At 67.2% G+C, this 19,595-nt stretch carries 14 protein-coding genes; 9 read left to right on the top strand and 5 right to left on the bottom strand.

Annotated elements, in window-relative coordinates:
* Window position 1: 1 nt before the first annotated feature.
* From CKW06_RS07745 to CKW06_RS07730, 4 genes are all read left to right on the top strand, one after another.
* Window positions 2-859 carry a 23S rRNA (adenine(2030)-N(6))-methyltransferase RlmJ gene (locus tag CKW06_RS07745; RefSeq protein WP_024958156.1) on the top strand — a complete coding sequence of 286 codons (858 nt, stop codon included), beginning with the start codon at window positions 2-4 and terminating at the stop codon, window positions 857-859.
* Window positions 860-954: 95 nt separating this feature from the next.
* The gene (locus CKW06_RS07740) at window positions 955-1,500 is read left to right on the top strand and encodes a GNAT family N-acetyltransferase (protein WP_004150340.1); all 546 of its coding nucleotides are present in this window, start codon (window positions 955-957) and stop codon (window positions 1,498-1,500) included.
* Window positions 1,501-1,649: 149 nt separating this feature from the next.
* Window positions 1,650-5,114 (top strand): transcription-repair coupling factor, encoded by a 3,465-nt coding sequence (gene mfd, locus CKW06_RS07735; protein WP_005412695.1) that lies wholly within the window; start codon window positions 1,650-1,652, stop codon window positions 5,112-5,114.
* A 44-nt stretch (window positions 5,115-5,158) separates the two neighbouring features.
* Window positions 5,159-5,776: an HD-GYP domain-containing protein gene (locus CKW06_RS07730; RefSeq protein WP_038645763.1), complete on the top strand. Its 618-nt coding sequence runs from the start codon at window positions 5,159-5,161 to the stop codon at window positions 5,774-5,776.
* A 276-nt stretch (window positions 5,777-6,052) separates the two neighbouring features.
* On the opposite strand, the gene CKW06_RS07725 is transcribed toward CKW06_RS07730, so the two are convergent.
* Entirely contained in the window at window positions 6,053-8,146 is a 2,094-nt protein-coding gene (locus CKW06_RS07725) for a M13 family metallopeptidase (protein ID WP_038645760.1), read from the bottom strand.
* A gap of 161 nt (window positions 8,147-8,307) precedes the next feature.
* Window positions 8,308-9,057, bottom strand: coding sequence for a 2,3-diphosphoglycerate-dependent phosphoglycerate mutase (gpmA, locus tag CKW06_RS07720; RefSeq protein ID WP_005408679.1), 750 nt, complete (start codon window positions 9,055-9,057; stop codon window positions 8,308-8,310).
* 94 nt (window positions 9,058-9,151) lie between these two features.
* On the opposite strand from gpmA, the gene nfi reads away from it, so the two are divergent.
* On the top strand, window positions 9,152-9,826 hold the full coding sequence (gene nfi / locus CKW06_RS07715) for a deoxyribonuclease V (RefSeq protein ID WP_024958448.1): 675 nt from the start codon (window positions 9,152-9,154) through the stop codon (window positions 9,824-9,826).
* Between the two features lie 597 nt (window positions 9,827-10,423).
* Here nfi and CKW06_RS07710 read toward each other — a convergent pair.
* Window positions 10,424-11,404 (bottom strand): cation diffusion facilitator family transporter, encoded by a 981-nt coding sequence (locus tag CKW06_RS07710; RefSeq protein ID WP_038645755.1) that lies wholly within the window; start codon window positions 11,402-11,404, stop codon window positions 10,424-10,426.
* A gap of 221 nt (window positions 11,405-11,625) precedes the next feature.
* Here CKW06_RS07710 and CKW06_RS07705 point away from each other — a divergent pair, with 221 nt between their 5' ends.
* Window positions 11,626-12,552 (top strand): hypothetical protein, encoded by a 927-nt coding sequence (locus CKW06_RS07705; RefSeq protein ID WP_005408676.1) that lies wholly within the window; start codon window positions 11,626-11,628, stop codon window positions 12,550-12,552.
* Between the two features lie 45 nt (window positions 12,553-12,597).
* On the opposite strand, the gene CKW06_RS07700 is transcribed toward CKW06_RS07705, so the two are convergent.
* Complete coding sequence (locus tag CKW06_RS07700) at window positions 12,598-14,847, bottom strand: TonB-dependent siderophore receptor (RefSeq protein WP_038645752.1); 2,250 nt, start codon at window positions 14,845-14,847, stop codon at window positions 12,598-12,600.
* 286 nt (window positions 14,848-15,133) lie between these two features.
* On the opposite strand from CKW06_RS07700, the gene CKW06_RS07695 reads away from it, so the two are divergent.
* A complete protein-coding gene (locus CKW06_RS07695; protein WP_038646471.1) occupies window positions 15,134-16,549 on the top strand; it encodes a GGDEF domain-containing protein in 1,416 nt (471 codons plus the stop codon).
* A gap of 95 nt (window positions 16,550-16,644) precedes the next feature.
* Here CKW06_RS07695 and CKW06_RS07690 read toward each other — a convergent pair whose 3' ends face one another.
* The gene (locus CKW06_RS07690) at window positions 16,645-17,862 is read right to left on the bottom strand and encodes an MFS transporter (protein ID WP_038646467.1); all 1,218 of its coding nucleotides are present in this window, start codon (window positions 17,860-17,862) and stop codon (window positions 16,645-16,647) included.
* Between the two features lie 78 nt (window positions 17,863-17,940).
* On the opposite strand from CKW06_RS07690, the gene CKW06_RS07685 reads away from it, so the two are divergent.
* Window positions 17,941-18,390: a winged helix-turn-helix transcriptional regulator gene (locus CKW06_RS07685; protein WP_038645749.1), complete on the top strand. Its 450-nt coding sequence runs from the start codon at window positions 17,941-17,943 to the stop codon at window positions 18,388-18,390.
* A 73-nt stretch (window positions 18,391-18,463) separates the two neighbouring features.
* A complete protein-coding gene (locus tag CKW06_RS07680) occupies window positions 18,464-19,591 on the top strand; it encodes a metallophosphoesterase (protein ID WP_038645746.1) in 1,128 nt (375 codons plus the stop codon).
* The last annotated feature ends 4 nt before the right edge of the window (window positions 19,592-19,595 follow it).

Raw genomic sequence — 19,595 nt, 5'->3', positions numbered from 1 at the left:
CATGAACTATCGCCACGCCTTCCATGCCGGCAACCACGCCGATGTGCTCAAGCACATCGTGCAGCTGGCCCTGATCGACAGCTTCAAGCGCAAGGACAGCCCGTTCTTCGTGCTCGACACCCACGGCGGTGCCGGCCGCTACCTGCTGGCCAGCGAAGAGAGCCGCAAGACCCTGGAGGCCGAATCCGGGATCATGCGGCTGATGGCCCAGCCCAAGCTGCCGGAGGTGGTCGAGCGCTACCTGAAGGCGGTCCAGGCCGACAACCCGGTCGGCGCGCTGACCAACTACCCGGGCTCGCCGCTGCTGAGCGCACAGGCGATGCGCGCGCAGGACCGGATGGCGGTCTGCGAGCTGCAGGAAGCCGAAACGGCCACGCTGAAGGCCCTGTTCGCCCATGACAGCCGCGTCGATGTGCGCGCTGGCGATGGCTATGCCCTGCTGCGCTCGCTGCTGCCGCCGAAGTTCAACGGCAGCAAGATCGGTCGTGGCCTGGTGCTGATCGATCCGCCGTACGAGGCGCAGGACGCCGAATACCAGGCCGTTCTGGCCGCCCTGGCCGAGACCCTGGCACGCTGGCCGCAGGCCACCTGTGCGGTCTGGTTCCCGATCAAGCAGCGCCGCACCATTCTGCATTTCCTGCGCAAGGCCACTGCCCTGCCGGTCAAGTCGGCGATGACGATCGAGTTCCTGGTGCGCCCGGACGACTCGCCGCTGCGCCTCAACGGCAGCGGCATGCTGCTGCTCAACCCGCCGTGGCAGTTCGACCGGGTGGTCGGCCCGGCCCTGCCGGCGCTGCGCCAGCACCTGGGCGAACCGGGGGCCAGCACCCGCCTGGATTGGCTCAAAGCCCCCGAATAACGGCCTTCACGAGGCTGTACCGCCGTGAGCCTTTCGTTCACGGAATGCAGCCCCGGTGATGCCACAATCGATGGACCACCAAGGAATCACCCGGTATGGCCACTCGCAACCGCATGCCGCCCTGGCATGAGATCTTCAAGGCTCCCAGCGGCCACGAGCTGCTGATCCGCCCCATCCGCCCGGAAGACGGCGCACCGCTGCAAGCGGCGTTCAGCCTGTTCGGGCCGGAAGAAATCCGTGATCGTTTCCTGCAGGCGGTGACCGAGCTGTCGCCGGAAACCACCCAGCGCCTGACGCACCCCAATCCCAAGACCGAGATCACCCTGGTCGCAGCCGAATCCCTGCCCGCTGGCGAAGCGGTGGTCGGCGCGGTCGCCCGGGCCTCGATCATCCCTGGTACCCGTGAAGCCGAGTACGCGATCCTGATCAGCCGCTTCCTCATTGGCCAGGGCCTGGGCCGGCAGCTGATGCGCAAGCTGGTGAAGTGGGGCCGCGGCAAGTACCTCGACCGCCTGTACGGCGACGTTGCCGCCGAGAACGAGCCGATGAAGCAGCTGGCCGCCTCGCTGGGCTTCAAGCCGGTGCCGCACCCGACCGGTGCCGAAGGCCTGGTGCGGATGGTGCTGGAGCTGGACAACTGACGGATGCGCCGGGCTTTGCCCGGTGATGCATTCGGGTAGTGCCGGCCGCTGGCCGGCATTGCGTTACACCAACGGCACATGAGGCTGCCGGCAAATGGCCGGCACGACCCACCGGGCTTCGATCGGGCTTCTGCTAAAATCCGGGGTCCATGTCGCGTACCTCATACCCCGCCCCGCCGCTGCCGCGCGCCGGCCAGCTCCGCGCCTGGTGGCGCGCCCCCGCCTCGCCGACCGCCCTGGCCTGGTACCTGGCCCAGGCCGCGCGTGCGCATGACGCCCCGCTGCTGGTGATCGCCCGTGACAACCACGGTGCCAACCAGCTCGAAGCCGACCTGCAGACCCTGCTTGGCGGTGACCCGGCCCTGCCGGTGGTCGCCTTCCCGGACTGGGAAACCCTGCCGTACGACCGCTTCAGCCCGCATCCGGACATCATCTCGCAGCGCTTGTCCGCCCTGCACCGCCTGCCGGCGCTGAAGCGCGGCCTGGTGATCGTGCCGGTGCAGACCCTGCTGCAGCAGCTGGCCCCGCGCAGCTATGTGATCGGTGGCAGCTTCGACCTGAAAGTGGGCCAGCGCCTGGACCTGGAAGCCGAGAAGCGTCGCCTGGAAAGCGCCGGCTACCGCAACGTGCCGCAGGTGATGGACCCGGGTGACTTCGCGGTGCGCGGCGGCCTGCTCGACGTGTTCCCGATGGGCGCCGACGAGCCGCTGCGGGTAGAACTACTGGACGAGGACATCGACTCGATCCGTGCCTTCGATCCGGAAAGCCAGCGTTCGCTGGACAAGGTCGAGGCGGTGCACATGCTGCCTGGCCGCGAAGTGCCGATGGACGAGGCCAGCATCGCACGCGTGCTGGCCACGCTGCGCGAGCGTTTCGATGTGGATACCCGGCGCAGTTCGCTGTACCAGGATCTGAAGTCCGGGCTGGCCCCGGCCGGCGTCGAGTACTACCTGCCGCTGTTCTTCGAACGCACCGCAACCCTGTTCGACTACCTGCCCGACGGCAGCCTGCCGGTGGTCTGTACCGGTGCGTATGAAGCGTCCGTCGCGTTCTGGGCGCAGACCGCGGACCGCTATGAGCAGCGCCGCCATGATGTGGAGCGCCCGCTGCTGCCGCCTTCGGCGTTGTACCTGTCGCCGGAGCTGCTGCGCGAGCGCCTGAACGATGCCCCGCGCATCGAGGTGTGGTCGGCTGACCACGCGCGCATCGCCGATGCCCATGCGCTGGGTGACCAGCCGCTGCCGCCGCTGCCGGTGGCCGCGCGCGAGGCCCCCGCTGGCGACGCGCTGAAATCCTTCCTCGGCCACTATCCGGGCCGGGTACTGATCGCCGCCGATTCGCCCGGACGTCGCGAGGCCCTGCTGGAAGTGCTGCAGGCCGCCGAGCTGAAGCCGCCGGTGGTGGCCGACCTGCCCAGCTTCCTCGCCGACGATGCGCGCTTCGCGATCGCGGTGGCACCGCTGGAAGATGGCTTCGCACTGGACGATCCGCGCATCGCGGTGCTGACCGAGCGCCAGCTGTTCCCCGAGCGCGCCGGCAGCACCCGCCGCACGCGTCGTGCCGGCCGCGAGCCGGAAGCGATCATCCGCGACCTCGGCGAACTGACCGAGGGTGCACCGATCGTGCACGAGGACCATGGTGTCGGCCGCTACCGTGGCCTGATCGCGATGGACGTCGGCGGCATGCCCGGCGAGTTCCTCGAAATCGAATACGCCAAGGGCGACCGCCTGTATGTGCCGGTCGCCCAGCTGCACCTGATCAGCCGCTACTCCGGCGCTTCAGCGGAAACCGCGCCGCTGCATTCGCTCGGTGGCGAACAGTGGAGCAAGGCCAAGCGCAAGGCCGCCGAAAAGGTTCGCGACGTCGCTGCCGAACTGCTGGAGATCCAGGCCCGTCGCCAGGCGCGTGCCGGCCTGGCACTGCAGGTGGACCGTGCGATGTACGAGCCGTTCGCAGCCGGATTCCCGTTCGAGGAAACCCCCGATCAGCTGGCCGCCATCGACGCCACCCTGCGCGACCTCGCCAGCAGCCAGCCGATGGACCGTGTGGTCTGCGGCGACGTCGGTTTCGGCAAGACCGAGGTGGCGGTGCGTGCGGCATTCGCCGCCGCCAGTGCCGGCAAGCAGGTGGCCGTGCTGGTGCCGACCACGCTGCTGGCCGAACAGCATTACCGCAACTTCCGCGACCGCTTCGCCGATTACCCGCTGAAGGTCGAGGTGCTGTCGCGCTTCAAGAGCACCAAGGAGATCAAGGCCGAGCTGGAAAAGGTCGCTGCCGGCACCATCGACGTCATCGTCGGCACCCATCGCCTGCTGCAGCCCGACGTGAAGTTCAAGGACCTGGGCATGGTCATCGTCGACGAAGAGCAGCGTTTCGGCGTGCGCCAGAAGGAAGCCCTGAAGGCGCTGCGCGCCAACGTGCACCTGCTGACCCTGACCGCCACGCCGATCCCGCGCACCTTGAACATGGCCATGGCCGGCCTGCGCGACCTGTCGATCATCGCCACGCCGCCGCCGAACCGGCTGGCGGTGCAGACCTTCATCACCCAGTGGGACAACGCGCTGCTGCGCGAAGCCTTCCAGCGCGAGCTGGCACGTGGCGGCCAGCTGTACTTCCTGCACAACGACGTGGAAAGCATCGGCCGCATGCAGCGCGAGCTGTCCGAGCTGGTGCCGGAAGCGCGCATCGGCATCGCCCACGGGCAGATGCCCGAGCGCGAGCTGGAAAAGGTGATGCTGGACTTCCAGAAGCAGCGCTTCAACGTGCTGCTGTCGACCACGATCATCGAATCGGGCATCGACATCCCCAACGCCAACACCATCATCATCAACCGCGCCGACCGCTTCGGCCTGGCCCAGCTGCACCAGCTGCGTGGGCGCGTGGGCCGTTCGCACCACCGTGCCTACGCCTACCTGATCACCCCCGACCGCCGCGCGATCACCCCCGACGCTGAGAAGCGCCTGGAAGCGATCGCCTCGATGGACGAGTTGGGCGCCGGCTTCACCCTGGCCACGCACGATCTGGAGATCCGCGGTGCCGGCGAACTGCTCGGCGAGGACCAGAGCGGGCAGATGGCCGAGGTCGGCTTCAGCCTGTACACCGAGCTACTGGAGCGCGCGGTACGCAGCATCAAGCAGGGCAAGCTGCCCGACCTGGATGCCGGCGAGGAAGTGCGTGGTGCCGAGGTCGAACTGCATGTGCCGGCATTGATCCCGGAAGACTACCTGCCGGACGTGCATACCCGCCTGACCCTGTACAAGCGTATTTCCAGCGCGCGCGACAGCGATGCGCTGCGCGAACTGCAGGTGGAGATGATCGATCGCTTCGGCCTGCTGCCGGATGCGGCCAAGCACCTGTTCGCCATCGCCGAGCTGAAGCTGAAAGCCAACGCGCTGGGCATCCGCAAGCTGGACCTGGGCGAGAACGGTGGCCGCATCGTGTTCGAGTCCAAGCCGAACATCGATCCGATGGCGGTGATCCAGCTGATCCAGAAACAGCCAAACCTCTATGCCATGGAAGGGCCCGACAAGCTTCGCATCAAGCATCCGCTGCCGTTGCCGGAGGACCGCTTCAACGCGGCCCGCGCCCTTCTGACCACCCTCGCCCCGGGTTGATCGCCCCCGAACACCCCGCACCGGTCCCCACCCGGTGCGGGCGGATGACCATGTTTCCTGACGCCGTACCCGCCCCCGACCTGCTGCATGCACAGGCCTGCCTGATCGATGCCCTCTCGATGTCGCTGCAGATGCGCGACGCTTATACCCGCCACCATTGCGACCGCGTTGGCCTGCTCGCGCAGCGCCTGGCCACGCACTGCGATCTGGATGACGAGGCCAGTGCGCAGATCGGTCTGGCCGCGCGCTTCCATGACATCGGCAAGATCGGCATTCCCGATGAGGTGCTGCTGGCCCCGCGCCGGCATACCGATGAGGAGCGCGCGATCATGCGCGAGCATCCGGTGCGCGGTGAACACATCTTCCTGGCCACCGGCCGCAGCGATGCGGCACCGGTTGCGCGGCTGATCCGCGCCCATCACGAGGCGTTCGATGGCAGTGGCTATCCCGATGGGCTGCGCGGCGAGAGCATTCCGTTGGGCTCGCGCATCGTCACCGTTGCTGATGCCTACGATGCCATGACCAGCGTGCGCCCCTACCGCGCGGCGATGGAACGCGAGACTGCGTTGCGCATCATCGAGGAGCAGTCCGGTGGACTGATCGATCCCTACGTGCTGCAGCGCTTTCATCGCATGCTGGCACGGGAGCCCGAGCTGGCGTAGCTGCCTGCCGCCGGGCATGAACTGACGCGCCCGCCGACGCACCTGTAGAGTCGACCGTTGGTCGACTGCTCTTCGTCCAGATCGCCAAAATCCCGCCGATGCACCTGTAGAGTCGACCGCTGGTCGACTGCTCTTCGTACTGATCGCGAAAATCCCCCGCTGCGCGCGATAGTCGACTAACAGCCGACTCTACCAGTCCGCTCCTCGCTACCGGTCTGGAAGACAAAAGGCCCGGCGTTCGCCGGGCCTTTCGCATCACGCATCACGTGCGATCGATTACCAGATCACCACGCGCTTGTCGTCGGCACGCACCATCGCATCGCCGGTCTTGCACTGGAATGCAGCGGCATAGGACGGCATGTTCGACGGTGCACCGTTGGCACGGAAGTTGGCCGGCGCATGCGGGTCGGTGTTCAGGCGGACGCGCAGCTCACCATCGGTGAAGTTGCGGCGCCACACGGTGGCCCAGTTCATGAAGAAGCGCTGGTCCTGGCTGTGGCCATCAACCTCGACATTCGCCTTCGGGTCTTCCTTCAGCGCCATCTGCAGCGCGTCGTAGGCCACGGTCAGGCCGCCCAGGTCGCCGATGTTCTCGCCCAGGGTCAGCTTGCCCTTCACAAACACGCCCGGCACCGACTCATAGCCATCGAACTGTGCGACCAGCTGGTCGGTACGCTCGGTGAAGGCCTTGCGGTCGGCGTCGGTCCACCAGTTGTCGAAGTTGCCGTTGGCGGCGAACTGGCTGCCCGAGTCGTCGTAGCCGTGCATCATCTCGTGGCCGATGACCGCACCGATGCCACCGTAGTTCAACGCCGGATCGGCCTTGGCGTCGAAGAACGGCGCCTGCAGGATCGCCGCCGGGAACACGATCTCGTTCTTGGTGGCGTTGTAGTACGCGTTGACGGTCTGCGGGGTCATGCCCCACTCGGTCTTGTCCACCGGCTTGCCGATCTTGTCCAGCATGTAGCGGTAGTTGAACGCACGTGCCGCCTGCATGTTGCCCAGGTAGCTGTCACCGTTGGTCTGCAGGCCGGTCCACTCACGCCACTTGTCCGGGTAACCGATCTTCGGGGTGAAGCTGGCCCACTTTTCCAGCGCCTTCTTCTTGGTTTCTTCGCCCATCCACGGCAGCTGCTCCAGGCGCGCCTTCAGCGCCTGCGACAGGTTCTCCACCAGGTGCTGCATGGCCACCTTCGACTCGGCCGGGAACACGGCGTCGACGTACAGCTGGCCAAGGGCTTCACCCATGCCACCGTTGACCGACTCCAGCACGCGCTTCCAGCGCGGCTGCATTTCCTGCTGGCCGCGCAGGGTCTTGCCATAGAACTCGAAGTTGGCCTTCTCGAACTGGCTGCTCAGGTACGGCGAGGCGTCGTCGATGGTGTGGAAGCGCAGGTAGGCCTGCCAGGTGCTGGCCGGCACATCGGCCAGCATCTTGTCCATTTCACCGAAGAAGCCCGGCTGGGCCAGCGAGAACTTCTGTGCGGCCGGCACTTTCAGGGTGTCGAACAGCGCGGTCCAGCTGAAGTTCGGGGTCAGCTTGTCGGCGTCTGCGGCGCTGAGCGGGTTGTAGCGCTTGGCCGGGTCACGCATTTCGATGCGCGACATCGAGGCCTTGGCCAGGCGGGTTTCAAAGGCCATCACGGCCTTGGCCTGCTCGGCGGCCTGCGCGGCGTCCACGCCGGACAGGGTCAGCACCTGCGCGATGTAGGCCACGTAGGCGTCGCGGATCTTGGCCTGCGCATCGTCGAAGTAGTAGCCCTTCTCCGGCAGGCCCAGGCCGCCCTGGCCGACGTAGGCGATGACGTTGGCCGAATCCTTGTAATCAGCATTGGCAAACAGCGAGAACAGCACGCCCTTGCCCTCGGCCTGGCTGTCGCGCAGGTACTGGGTGATGGCGGCGGTATCGTTCAGCGCGGTGATCTTGTCCAGCTGCGGCTGCAGCGGCGCGAGGCCGGCGGCTTCGATCTTGGCTTCGTCATTGCCGGTCTTCCAGATGTCACCGATCTTGGCTTCCACCGAGCCGGCCTTGGCCTGGCTGGCGGCGGCCTGCTGCACCAGCGCGTGCTGCACTTCCAGCGAGCGCTCGCGCAGGATCTCGAAGCTGCCCCAGGTGGTCTGGTCACCCGGCACCGGGTTGGCCTTCAGCCACTTGCTGTTGACGAAGCCATTGAGGTCGGTACAGGCCGAGATGGCCGGATCGAGGTCGGCGCTGTTGAGCGAGATCAGCGGCGTCTTGATCTGCGACAGGTCGAAGGCCGGTTTGGCGTCGGCACCGGCCGCCGGTGCGGTTTCGTTCTTGCCACAGGCCGCCAGCGAGGCAGCGATGGCGATGGTCAGGCCCAGCGGGACCAGGTTGCGGACGTTCATGAGGCTCTCCTGCGGGTAATTTCACAGGGTAGCCGGGGAGGCCCACGACAGGGACCGGCCAAAGGTCACAGGGGGAACGCCCGTGGTCGCAAGCGGGTGTGTGCGGACCGTTGGTCCGCACACACCCAGCAGAAGAATACCCACCAACGGTGGGTATCTACTTATTTCGCCTTGCCCTGGTTGGCCACGGCTTCGGCGGCCTTGCGCGCCGCTTCCGGGTCGCCCAGATAGCGGAACGACTGCACCGTCAGGTCGTCGTTCAGTTCGAACAGCAGCGGGATGCCGGTCGGGATGTTCAGCTCGAGGATTTCCTCGCGCGAGACATTGTTGAGGTACTTGTACAGCGCGCGCAGCGAGTTGCCGTGGGCGGTGACCAGCACGGTCTTGCCGTCCTTCAGCTGCGGCGCGATCGCGTCGTGCCAGTACGGCAGCACGCGATCCAGGGTGGTGGCCAGCGACTCGGTGCCCGGCAGCGCGTTGCGGTCCAGACCGGCGTAACGGCGGTCATGGATCGGGTGGCCCGGATCTTCCAGTTCCATCGGCGGCGGCGGGATGTCGTACGAACGACGCCAGACCTTGACCTGCTCTTCGCCGTGCTTGGCCGCGGTCTCGGCCTTGTCCAGCCCCTGCAGGCCGCCGTAGTGCCGCTCGTTGAGGCGCCAGGACTTGTTCACCGGCAGCCAGTCCTGCTCCAGCTCGGCCAGCGCACCCTGCAGGGTGTGGATGGCACGCTTGAGCACGGAGGTGTGGGCGACGTCGAACTGCAGGCCTTCCTCGCGCATCAGGCGACCGGCGGCGGCCGCTTCCCGGCGTCCCTGCTCGGTCAGGTCGACATCGACCCAGCCGGTGAAGCGGTTGTCCAGGTTCCACTGGCTCTGGCCATGGCGCAACAGTACGAGTTTACGGGTCACTGCAGGGTCTCCAACGCGAGGAAAGGCAGGCCGCCATTGTAGCCCCGGCGGCCGCTCACCGTGCCGTGGCGCCGCGCATGCGATGCTGCAGCCAATGAATACGGTGATCGACCCCGGGCGCTGGGAAGGCAGCGTCACCGCTGCCCGCGCGCAGCAGACCCAGCTTGCCAGCCGCGTGGAGCGCCAGGACCGCCTGCCCAACGACGTGCGCTGGCTGGCCGGGCTGGATGTGGGCTTTGAGGACAACGGTGCCACCACCCGCGCCGCAGCGGTCCTGCTGGATGCGAAGACATTGCAGCCCGTGGCGCAGGAAATAGCGCGCATTCCCACGGTGATGCCGTACATCCCCGGCCTGCTCAGCTTCCGCGAGTTGCCAGCTCTGCTGGCCGCACTGGCGCTGCTGCCACGCACGCCGGAACTGGTGTTCGTCGATGGCCACGGCATCAGCCATCCGCGCCGGCTGGGCGTGGCCGCGCATCTGGGCGTGGTCACCGACCTGCCGAGCATCGGCGTGGCCAAGTCGAAACTGGTCGGCCGCTTCGTCGAACCGGGCGCCGAAGCAGGCGCGCATACGCCATTGATGGACGGTGACGAGCAGCTCGGCTGGGTGCTGCGCAGCAAGGTGCGCTGCAAGCCGCTGTTCGTGGCCGGCGGCCATCGGGTCAGTGCCGATACCGCGCTGGCCTGGGTGCAGCGCACGCTGCACGGTTACCGGCTGCCGGAGCCGACCCGGCTGGCGGATCGGCTGGCCTCGCGACGGGACGAATGACCTTCGCTGTTCTCGACGGATGCAACCTGCGCGGTCGTGTCGGGACGACAGGGTAGAGTCGATCGTCAGTCGACTATCACGCACAGCGCGGGCTTCGTCGCAGCCTCGCTGCGAGAGCAGTCGACTGACAGTCGACTCTACCAAGGCGGTCCCACCCCGCTGGTTTCGTAGCAGACTCTGCATGGCGGCCTCCTGCCGGAACCCACCCATCTGGCCTCGCGACAGGGTAGAGTCGACTGTCAGTCGACTAACGCGCGCAGCGCGGGCTTCGTCGCAGCCTCGCCGGAGAGCAGTCGACTAACAGTCGACTCTACCAAGGCGGTTTCGCCCCGTCGGTTTCGTAGCGGACTCTGCATGGCGGCCTCCTGCCGGAACCGACCCACCTGGCCTCGCGACAGGGTAGAGTCGACTGACAGTCGACTAACGCGCGCAGCGCGGGCTTCGTCGCAGCCCCGCCGGAGAGCAGTCGACTAACAGTCGACTCTACCAAGCCGGTTTCGCCCGGTCGGTTTCGCCCGGTCGGTTTCGCCCGGTCGGTTTCGCCCGGTCGGTTTCGCCCGGCCGGTTTCACCCGATCCGCGTGACGGCATATCCCATTCAACGATGCACGTGACCGCGATGGCCCTGCGCGTCCTCGTCGTGGTCATGACCTTCATGGCCCTCATGCTCGCCGCCCTTCACCGGCGCCGGCTCACCACAGGCTTCGCCGCAGTGGTCCGCTTCAAGCTGCAGTGTCACGTGCTCGATGCCGAAGTCATCGTGCAGGCGCCCGCTCAGCTCACGGCGCAGCGCATCGGCATCGGTGCCGTCGCGCGTAACGACATGCGCGGTCAGCGCCGGCGTGCTGGAGGCCAGCGCCCACACGTGCAGGTCATGCACGTCCATTACCGCGGCGTGGCTGGACAGGCTGTCGCGCACCTTGGCCACGTCCATGCCCTTGGGCACGCCTTCCAGCAGCACGTTGATCGCCTCGCGCATCAGCACCCAGGTGCGCGGCAACACCCACAGGCCGATCAGCACCGCCAGGATCGCATCGATCGGCTTCCAGCCGGTGAACTGGATCAGCACCGCACCCGCAATCACCGCCACCGAGCCGAGCATGTCCGCCCACACTTCCAGGTAGGCTCCCTTCACGTTGAGACTCTCGCCGCTGCCGGCCTGCAGCAGGCGCATCGAGATCAGGTTGATGACCAGGCCGGCCGAGGCGATCACCAGCATGCCGGTGGAGGCGATCTCCTGCGGCTTGCTGAAGCGCCCGACGGCTTCCCACAGGATGTAGCCGGCAACCACGAACAGCATCGCGCCGTTGATCATTGCGCCCAGCGCTTCCAGGCGCGCATAGCCGTAGGTGCGACGCGCATCCGGCGGGCGCCGGCTCAGCCGCACCGCGACCAGCGCGATCATCAGGGCCAGCGCGTCGGTGGCCATGTGTGCCGCGTCGGACAACAGCGCCAGGCTGTTGGTCCAGAACGCGCCCACCACTTCGACGACGAGGAAGGTGGAGGTCAGGCCGAGCGCCCACCACAAGGGTTTCTCGTGGCGGATCTCGGATGGCAGGTGATCGTGGTCGTGGCCCATGGCAACAGCTCCTTTGCGATGGAGGCAGGCTACGCCGGCGACCGTGGGGAAACTATCACGGTGTTTATAACATTGCAGACTGCACGTCGCGGCTCGCCGCAGCTTGCGCCCGTGCCGGGCCACACTATGATGACCACATCCCCTCTGGATGGGGAACGGGCAGCCGGATCGCTTCGGCGTTGCGGCCCGCAATGGACACCCAAGCACAAGGAATCCGGAACATGTGGACTACCAAGACCCCCTGGGTCGCCGTCGCCGTGGCCTGCGCGCTGGGCACGGCCGCAAGCGCCTCGGCCAAGACCTGCCAGCAGAATTTCCAGGCGGTAGGCGATCCCCGCAATGGCCAGTTCTTCACTTCCGAAGTCACCCTCCCCGGCCTGAAGCCCCGCAGCGCCCTGGGCCAGCTGCGCAAGGCAGCGCTTGATGAGGGCAACAACTTCGTCAGCGGAGATGTCATCACCGAGACCGAAGGCCAGATGTACGTGCTGCAGACCGACACCAAGATGCCGCTGGTCAGCATCATCACCGCCTCCAATGGCGGCAACGTGGTGGTCGGCACCAAGCTGTCACGCGGGCAGACCGCCAAGGAAGAGGACGCACGCAGCGCGCTGTGTGGCTGGCTGGACAAGCTCAAGACCGGCCCCGAAGGCGAGGCGATCGCAGAAGCCGTGCGTGTCTCCAGCGGTTTCGACAAGCCGATCCAGGCCACTGCGGTCGGCATGTCCACCGAAATGGGCAAGGACGCCAAGCGGCTGCAGCGGGAAATCAACACCGCACCGCTCAGGGCGCTGTTCTCCGGCACCAGCACCCCGCCGGATACCGATGCGATGTACCAGCCGTTGCTCGTCAAGTATTTCGGCCGTCGTTTCATCATCGATGGCCAGGTGTATACCGCCCAGCCCAACCGCTTTGCCAAGACCTTCGAGGTGGGCTATCTGGTCACCAAGATGAAGGGCATCGGTGGCATCGGCGGACGCCAGTCGAACGACGACAACAATGCCAACTTCACCGTGCACTGTGCGCTGGCGCCGGATCAGATGGCGCTGGGCGCCACCCTGCGCGAGAACGACTGGGTGAAACTGGAAGGCGTGGTCGACAAGATGGACACCGGTGGCGTCCACCTGCGCGATTGCCGGCAGGTGAAGTAGCCTTCAGGCTGCGCCGGGGAACGCCCCGGCGCAGGCCTCATCGGGTCAGAACCCGAAGCGCAGGCTGGCCCAGTACGCGCGGCCCGGCTCGTTGTAGGTCGCCGCGCCGGCATCGCTGCTGTTGGCCTCGCGGAACAGGCGCTTGTCGGCCAGGTTGTTCACGCCGAAGCCGAAGCTGACCGTCTCGGTCACCCTGTAGCGCGCGCTCACGCCCCAGATGTTGTACGCACCGCGATCCTGCAGTGCGATCGATGGGTCGCAGGTGCCGGTGCAGCGCGGATCATTGTTGATGTTGGTAGTGGCCGGCTTCTGCTTGCCGTAGAACGTGCCGGTCAGCAGCAGCGACAGCTTGTCGGTGGCCTGCCAGTCCAGCATCGTGTTGACGGTGTACTTCGGAATCACCGACAGCGGCTGGCCGGTGCGCTTGTTCTCGTTCTCCACCATGTAGGTGAAGTTGTTGCTCCACTTCAGGCGGTTGCCCTGCTCGCCCAGCAGCGGGATCACCAGGTTGCCTTCCAGCCCCTGCACGATCGCCTTCGGCGCGTTCTCCCAGCGGAAGATGCGGCCCCTGGTGTCGGCAGTCAGGCCGATCTGGGTGTAGCCGGCCTGGATCTTGTCCTTGTAGTCGTTATGGAAGTACGTCAACGATGCCTGCCAGCCACTCTGCGGTGCCCACTCGATGCCGAGTTCCTTGTTCAGGCTGGTTTCCGCCTTCAGGTCCGCATTGCCGCGCATGTAGCAGCCGGCGCCCAGGCTCGGCAGTGCATTCGGGCAGCCATTGCCACGGGTGTAATACAGATAGTCCGGATTCGACTGGTACAGGTTCGGCGCCTTGAACGCCCGGGCGATGCCGCCCTTCACCACCCAGTCGCCGTTGATGCGGAACTGCGCGTTGAGGCTGGGGCTGGTGTTGTTGCCGAACTGGCTGTGGTGGTCGAAGCGCAGGCCCGGGGTAACGATCCAGCGCTCACCCAGGTAGATGTTGTCTTCGACGAACACGGCGGTGGTCTGCGCATCGGCCTTGCCCCGCGCACGATCGGCCGACAGCCCCGGGATGCCGCCGCCGCTGCTGCTGGACTGGCTCATCGAGTACGGGTCGGTCAGGCGGCTGTCCAGGTATTCAAAGCCAAGCGTCCAGATGTTCTCGGCGCCGCCCAGCGTGGTCGGGAAACTCACTTCGCCATCCAGCTGGTAGTTGCGCAGGCGCGAGGTCGACCAGTCGGTGCCGTTGAAGCTGCCCTCCGGGCCACCGGCCAGGCCTTCGTTGATGCGCGAGTTGTTGACCGCCTCCACCGCGGCCGTCACCCGCGAGGTCACATCGCCCCAGCGGCCACGATGGGTGATCGCGCCGGTGTTGCGGTACATGCGGTTGGTCTCCGCTTCGCCCTCGGCCAGTGCCGCCAGGTCAACGCCGGTCGATGTACCGGTGGTGCTGACCGCGCGGTCGCCAGCGTAGATGTTGCCCTGGCGGCTGGTGCCGGCTTCGAACTCCACCACCTGGTTGGCAGTCACGTCCCAGCGCAGCAGCGCGTTGATGTCGCGGTTCTTGACGCCCTCGCGGCCGGCCGGCGGCACCGCGTTGGGGTTGGTAGCGTACTGGCGGTTGAGCTCCAGCGAGTCCGCGTCGGTCTTGTTGAGATTGCCGTACAGGCGGAACGACAGGGTGTCGGTCATCGGCCCGCTCAACTGCAGGCCGACGCGCTCGCTGCCGCCTTCGGCGCTGTGCTCGGGCACCAGGCCATACAGGTCGACCGCACCGGTCAGGTCGCCGGTCGGGCGCTTGGTGATGATGTTGACCACGCCGCCAGACGCACCCGAGCCGTAGCGTGCCGCCGCCGGGCCGCGCAGCACTTCGATGCGCTCGATCATTTCCGCCGGCACCCAGTTGGTGTCACCGCGGGTATTGCGCTCACCACTGCGCCCCATGCGCACGGCATCGCGTGCGCCGATGCGCTTGCCATCGACCAGGATCAGGGTGTTTTCCGGGCCCATGCCACGCAGGTCGATCTGGCGGTTGTTGCCGTACTGGCCCGAGGCACTGTTGCCGGTCAGGTTCACGCCCGGCATGGTCCGCAGCAGCTCGGCGATGTCGTTGGCCGGCGGGCGCCGGGCGATGTCCTCGGCGGTGATGGTCGAGGTACCCAGTGCCTGGCGCGCGATCTGCGAGGCGGTGACGTGCACCGTGTCGATATCGGTGGCGTCGGTTTCGGCCTGGGCGGTCAGGGCGCTGCCCGCCAGCAGGACGGCAACGGCAAGCGCCAGCGGGCGCGGCGAAAGGACAACGGCAGGAGACATGATCAGGACCTTCTGGCAGGGCTACGGGGCCTCTGGCAAAGGGCTTGAGGCAACGACGAGGGGGAGGCGGAGCAGTCCTGCAGGCACCTGCAGCCCGTTCCGTGCGCGCATTCTCCCATTAATGCGATTGATTCTCAAATGCGTTCACTCATTGCCGCAGCGGCGCCGCTGTGGTTTGCGCACCGTGCAATCCTGCACCGCGCGTAAACTGGCCGGCTAACCCGCCATCAACCGTATGCCGCCGCGGCCGATACCCGTGGTTTGCCGTACGCAGTCAGAGATCGACGTGGAACCACCCCAATTGGACGATGCCAGCCAGCCGCTGGCCGAGGCCTGGCAGCACTGCCTGCTCCAGGCCGGCCCTGCCGCCACCGCGCTGCTCAAGGCCGCTGCCACCGATGCCCCACCCGCGCTGGCCCAGCGCTTTTACGAAGTGCTGCTGCAGGACGGGCGTGCACGCCGCTTCCTGTCCCACGACCAGGTCAAGCAGCGCCTGCAGCCGGCCATGCAGCGCTGGCTGGTGCAACTGCTGACCACCGACGCCTCCGGCATCGCCACCACCGTCGCCTCGCAGCGGGTGATCGGCGACGTACACGCACGGGTCGGCATCCCGGTCGACCTGGTCACCCGCGGTGCGCGCGTGCTCAAGCACGAGCTGTTCGTGCGCCTGCGCGACGACGCGCCCGACAGCGCGACCGCGTTCGCCGCCATCGACTGCCTCAGCGCGATCATGGACATCGCCATGGAAGGCATGACCCTGGCCTACACCCATGCGCGCGATCGCTCCACCCGTGCCGACGCCGCCTACCGGCTGTTCTCGCTGGTACAGAACGTCGGTACCGAACGCGAGCGCCAGCGCGCACTGCTGCTGGACTGGGAGAACGCCCTGCTCTACGCACTCGCCGGCCACGTGCAGGCCAGCGACAACGCCAGCCTGGCCACCTCGGAGTTCGGCCTGTGGTTCACCCATAAGGGCATCCCCAGCTTCGGCGAAAGCAGCGAAACGCAGCAGGTGGGCCAGTTGATGGCCCGTATTGACGGCCACCTGCAGCGCGCCAGCGGCGATGCACCGGCGCAGCGACTGGCGGTACTGCCGGCCATCCGCGAGGACCTGGCCGCCATCCGCACCCTGATGACACTGCTGTTCGAGCGCATCGGCGAACTGGATGCCGGCAGCGACGCGCTGACCAACCTGCTCAACCGTCGCTTCCTGCCCACCGTGCTGCGCCGGGAAATCGAGCTGGCCACGCGCAACCGCACACCGTTCTCGCTGCTGCTGCTCGACCTGGATCACTTCAAGGCAATCAACGACGGCCACGGCCACGATGCCGGCGACCGCGCGTTGCAGCATGTGGCCGGCCTGCTCGGCCAGCTCACGCGTGGCAGCGACTACCTGTTCCGCTATGGCGGCGAAGAATTCGTGGTGGTGCTGGTGGCGGCCAGCGAATCACAGGCGACCGTGATCGCCGAGAGCCTGCGCCGGCAGATCGCACAGTCGCCGGTAGCGCTGGCCAATGGCCAGGTGCTGGAACTGACCGCCAGCATCGGCGTGGCCGGTCACGATGGTCATCCGGATTACGAGCGGCTGATGGCACGTGCCGACGCCGCGATGTACGAGGCCAAGCGCAGCGGCCGCAACCGCGTGGTGGTGGCCAGCGAGGCATTGCAGGAAGCCCCCGGGCGGCGTGCGCTGCAGCGATGACGGCAGGACAGGTAGAGTCGACCGCTGGTCGACTATCGCGCGCAGCGCGGGATTTTTCGCACGCGGGGCGAAGAGCGGTCGACTGACAGTCGACTCTACCGACAGCCGGCTCGATCGATACGCCGCCCAGCCGCTGCTTTCACCGCACCCACCCGCCACGCTGCCCACCACAGCAGCGCCAGCAACGCGATGCCTGCCCCCAGCAGGCACACGGCAGGCCAGCCATGCCGCACCTGCATCCAAGGCCCCGCCGCCGCGCCTGCACCACTGCCCAGCGCATAGAACAGCATGTACAACGCCACCAGGCGCCCATGCTGTTCTGCCGGTGCACGCAGCAACAATGCCTGGTTCGAGACATGTAGTGCCTGGCCGCCCAGGTCGAGCACGACCACACCCAGCAGCAGCAAGGACAGCGACTGCGGCAGGCCCAGCAGCGGCCACCACGCGACCAGCAGCAACAACAGCGCGCCGAGGCTGACCCGATGCGCGAAACCACGGTCCATCCAGTGTCCGACCCGCGCCGCCATCAGCGCACCGACCACGCCGGCCAGGCCGAGCGCGCCGATGGCTGCGGTTGACCAGTGCAGCGGCGGTGCCGACAGCGGCAAGGGTGCCGCCGCCCAGAACACATTGAGGCCGGCAAACAGCAGCAATGCCAGCGGCCCGCGCTCGCGCAGCGTTCGATCGCGGCGCAGCATGCCCTGCATCGAGCCCAGCAGCTCGCGCCAGCGTGGAGGGACCGACGGCACCGGTACTGCGGGCAGGCGCCGCCACAGCAGCGCAGCCAACGCTGCCATCACCACCGCTGACAGCAGGTAGACCCTCTGCCAGCCAAAGGCCGCCGCCACCGTACCGGACACCACGCGCGCCAGCAGCAGGCCGATGAACACGCCGCCCTGCACCACACCGACCACGCGACCGCGCTGCTCGGGCGGTGCCAGCATGGCGGTATAGGCAATCAGGCCCTGGGTCAGCGCGGTGCCCAACAGGCCTGCCAGCAGCATGCCCGACAACAGCCAGCTCGCCGTGCGTGACGCCGCCAGCCACAACAGGGCCAGCACCAGCGCGATCAACTGCAGCCGCAGCAGGCGTCGCCGGTCGCCGCGGTCCGCCAGCGGCAGCAGGCCAAGCAACGCCAGCACGCTGCCGGCCTGGGTGGCAGCCAGCACTGCGCCGGCCACGGCCCGGTCCATCGCAAAGGCGCGTGCAAGCTGATCCAGCAGCGGCTGCGCGTAGTAGACGTTGGCGACGCTGGCGCCGGCGGCAGCCGCAAGCAGGACCAGCAGCGGGCGGGGAAGCGATATGGCACTCATCATATGGTTGCAATTTGAAACCAGATGCAGGCTATCGCCATTGGTTTTAAACTGCAACCACATTCGGAGATACCCAGCATGCACGCCGACAGCCCCTGCCCTGTAGCCCGCAGTGCCGACCTGCTCGGTGACCGCTGGGCATTGCTGGTGATCCGCGACGCCTTCGACGGCATCACCCGCTTCGGTGATTTCCAGCGCAGCCTCGGCGCGGCGCGCAACATCCTCAGCGACCGCCTGCGCCGGCTGGTCGAGGCCGGCATCCTGCAGCTGCAGCCGGCCTCCGATGGATCGGCCTACCAGGAGTACGTGCTCACCGCCGCAGGCCTGGAACTGTTCCCGCTGCTGGTCGCACTTCGCCAGTGGGGAGAGCGCCATCGCTTCGGTGCAGGTGAAGCCCATTCACAGCTGATCGAACTGGCGACGCGGCGGCCGCTGCCCTACATGCAGCCGCGCGGGCGCGACAGCCAGCCGCTTCAGCCCACCGCCACCCGCGTGCGCAAGCTCAGGGACGACGAGCGCGACACCTGATCCGCCCATTCGCGCACACCGACGAACGCCCTCGCCGGTTAGCATCGGGTCTTTCCGCCGCCGGATGCCCCCGATGTCGCGCTATCGCCCCTCCCTGCTGACCGCCCTGCTGTTGCCGTTGCTGGCCTGCGCCACAGCAACCACGCAGGCCCGCGAGGTTGCCGCGCCCGCCGACCACGTGCAGGCCGATGGCCCCTATGTGTTCCGCCAGGGCAACCAGCTGCAGGCCAAATGGATCTGCGACAACAAGGTCGAGTCGCACACGCTTGCCACGCAGGCCGCAGGCACCGACATCGCCCCGCGTTGCGGCTACGAACACAGCATGCATGTGGCTGCCCCGAACGCGCCTTCGGTTTCCGTGCTGCCGGCCGTGCCGCGCATCGTCGCGCTGTCCGACATCCATGGCCAGTACGGGCTGCTGGTGCGCCTGCTGCGCGCCCACCAGGTCATCGACGCACAGGACCGCTGGGCGCTGGGCAAGGACACCCTGGTCATCGCCGGCGATGTGTTCGACCGCGGCCCGCAGGTGACCGAAGCGTTCTGGCTGCTGTATGGCCTGCAGCAGCAGGCGGCCGCCGCCGGTGGCGCAGTGCACTTCGTGCTCGGCAACCACGAGACCATGGTGCTGTACGACGACCTGCGCTACGTCAACCCGAAGTACCTGCGCAGCGCCCAGCTGCTCGGCCGCAGCTACCCGCAGCTGTACGGTGCCGATTCGGTGATCGGGCAGTGGCTGCGCACCCGCCCGGTGCTGCTGAAGATCGGCGACACCCTGTTCCTGCACGGCGGCATTTCGCCCGAGGCGGTGCAGCTGGCGCTGGACCCGGCACGCACCAACGCGGCCTATCAGGCCTCGCTGGGCCTGCCCAAGGCCGAAGTGAAGGCCGACCCGGCCACCGCACCGCTGTATGACGGCAAGACCAGCCCGATCTGGTACCGCGGCTATTTCGATGGCCGCCTCGACACCGCGGGTGTGCAGGCTGTGCTCGACCGCCTGCAGCTCAAGCGCATCGTGGTTGGCCATACCTCGATGCCGCACGTCAGCAGCTTCCACGGCGACCGCGTGATCGCCATCGACAGCAGCATCAAGAACGGCGAGAACGGCGAACTGCTGTTCATCGAGGGTGGCAAGCTCAGCCGTGGCCTGCTGGATGGTTCGCGGGTGCCGCTGGCGCTCGGTGAGCCGGGCCTGCAGGACTGAATGG

Origin of the sequence: Stenotrophomonas maltophilia, assembly GCF_900186865.1 — a bacterium.
Taxonomy (GTDB): domain Bacteria; phylum Pseudomonadota; class Gammaproteobacteria; order Xanthomonadales; family Xanthomonadaceae; genus Stenotrophomonas; species Stenotrophomonas maltophilia.
The sequence above is the reverse complement of the archived record's forward strand: the minus strand, read 5'-3'. Positions and strand labels throughout refer to the sequence as shown.

Coding starts and splice junctions, on each gene's coding strand:
- CKW06_RS07745 (WP_024958156.1), top strand. CDS start 2: ATGAACTATCGCCACGCCTTCCATGCCGGCAACCACGCCGATGTGCTC.
- CKW06_RS07740 (WP_004150340.1), top strand. CDS start 955: ATGGCCACTCGCAACCGCATGCCGCCCTGGCATGAGATCTTCAAGGCT.
- mfd (WP_005412695.1), top strand. CDS start 1,650: ATGTCGCGTACCTCATACCCCGCCCCGCCGCTGCCGCGCGCCGGCCAG.
- CKW06_RS07730 (WP_038645763.1), top strand. CDS start 5,159: ATGACCATGTTTCCTGACGCCGTACCCGCCCCCGACCTGCTGCATGCA.
- CKW06_RS07725 (WP_038645760.1), bottom strand. CDS start 8,146: ATGAACGTCCGCAACCTGGTCCCGCTGGGCCTGACCATCGCCATCGCT.
- nfi (WP_024958448.1), top strand. CDS start 9,152: ATGAATACGGTGATCGACCCCGGGCGCTGGGAAGGCAGCGTCACCGCT.
- CKW06_RS07710 (WP_038645755.1), bottom strand. CDS start 11,404: ATGGGCCACGACCACGATCACCTGCCATCCGAGATCCGCCACGAGAAA.
- CKW06_RS07705 (WP_005408676.1), top strand. CDS start 11,626: ATGTGGACTACCAAGACCCCCTGGGTCGCCGTCGCCGTGGCCTGCGCG.
- CKW06_RS07700 (WP_038645752.1), bottom strand. CDS start 14,847: ATGTCTCCTGCCGTTGTCCTTTCGCCGCGCCCGCTGGCGCTTGCCGTT.
- CKW06_RS07690 (WP_038646467.1), bottom strand. CDS start 17,862: ATGAGTGCCATATCGCTTCCCCGCCCGCTGCTGGTCCTGCTTGCGGCT.
- CKW06_RS07685 (WP_038645749.1), top strand. CDS start 17,941: ATGCACGCCGACAGCCCCTGCCCTGTAGCCCGCAGTGCCGACCTGCTC.
- CKW06_RS07680 (WP_038645746.1), top strand. CDS start 18,464: ATGTCGCGCTATCGCCCCTCCCTGCTGACCGCCCTGCTGTTGCCGTTG.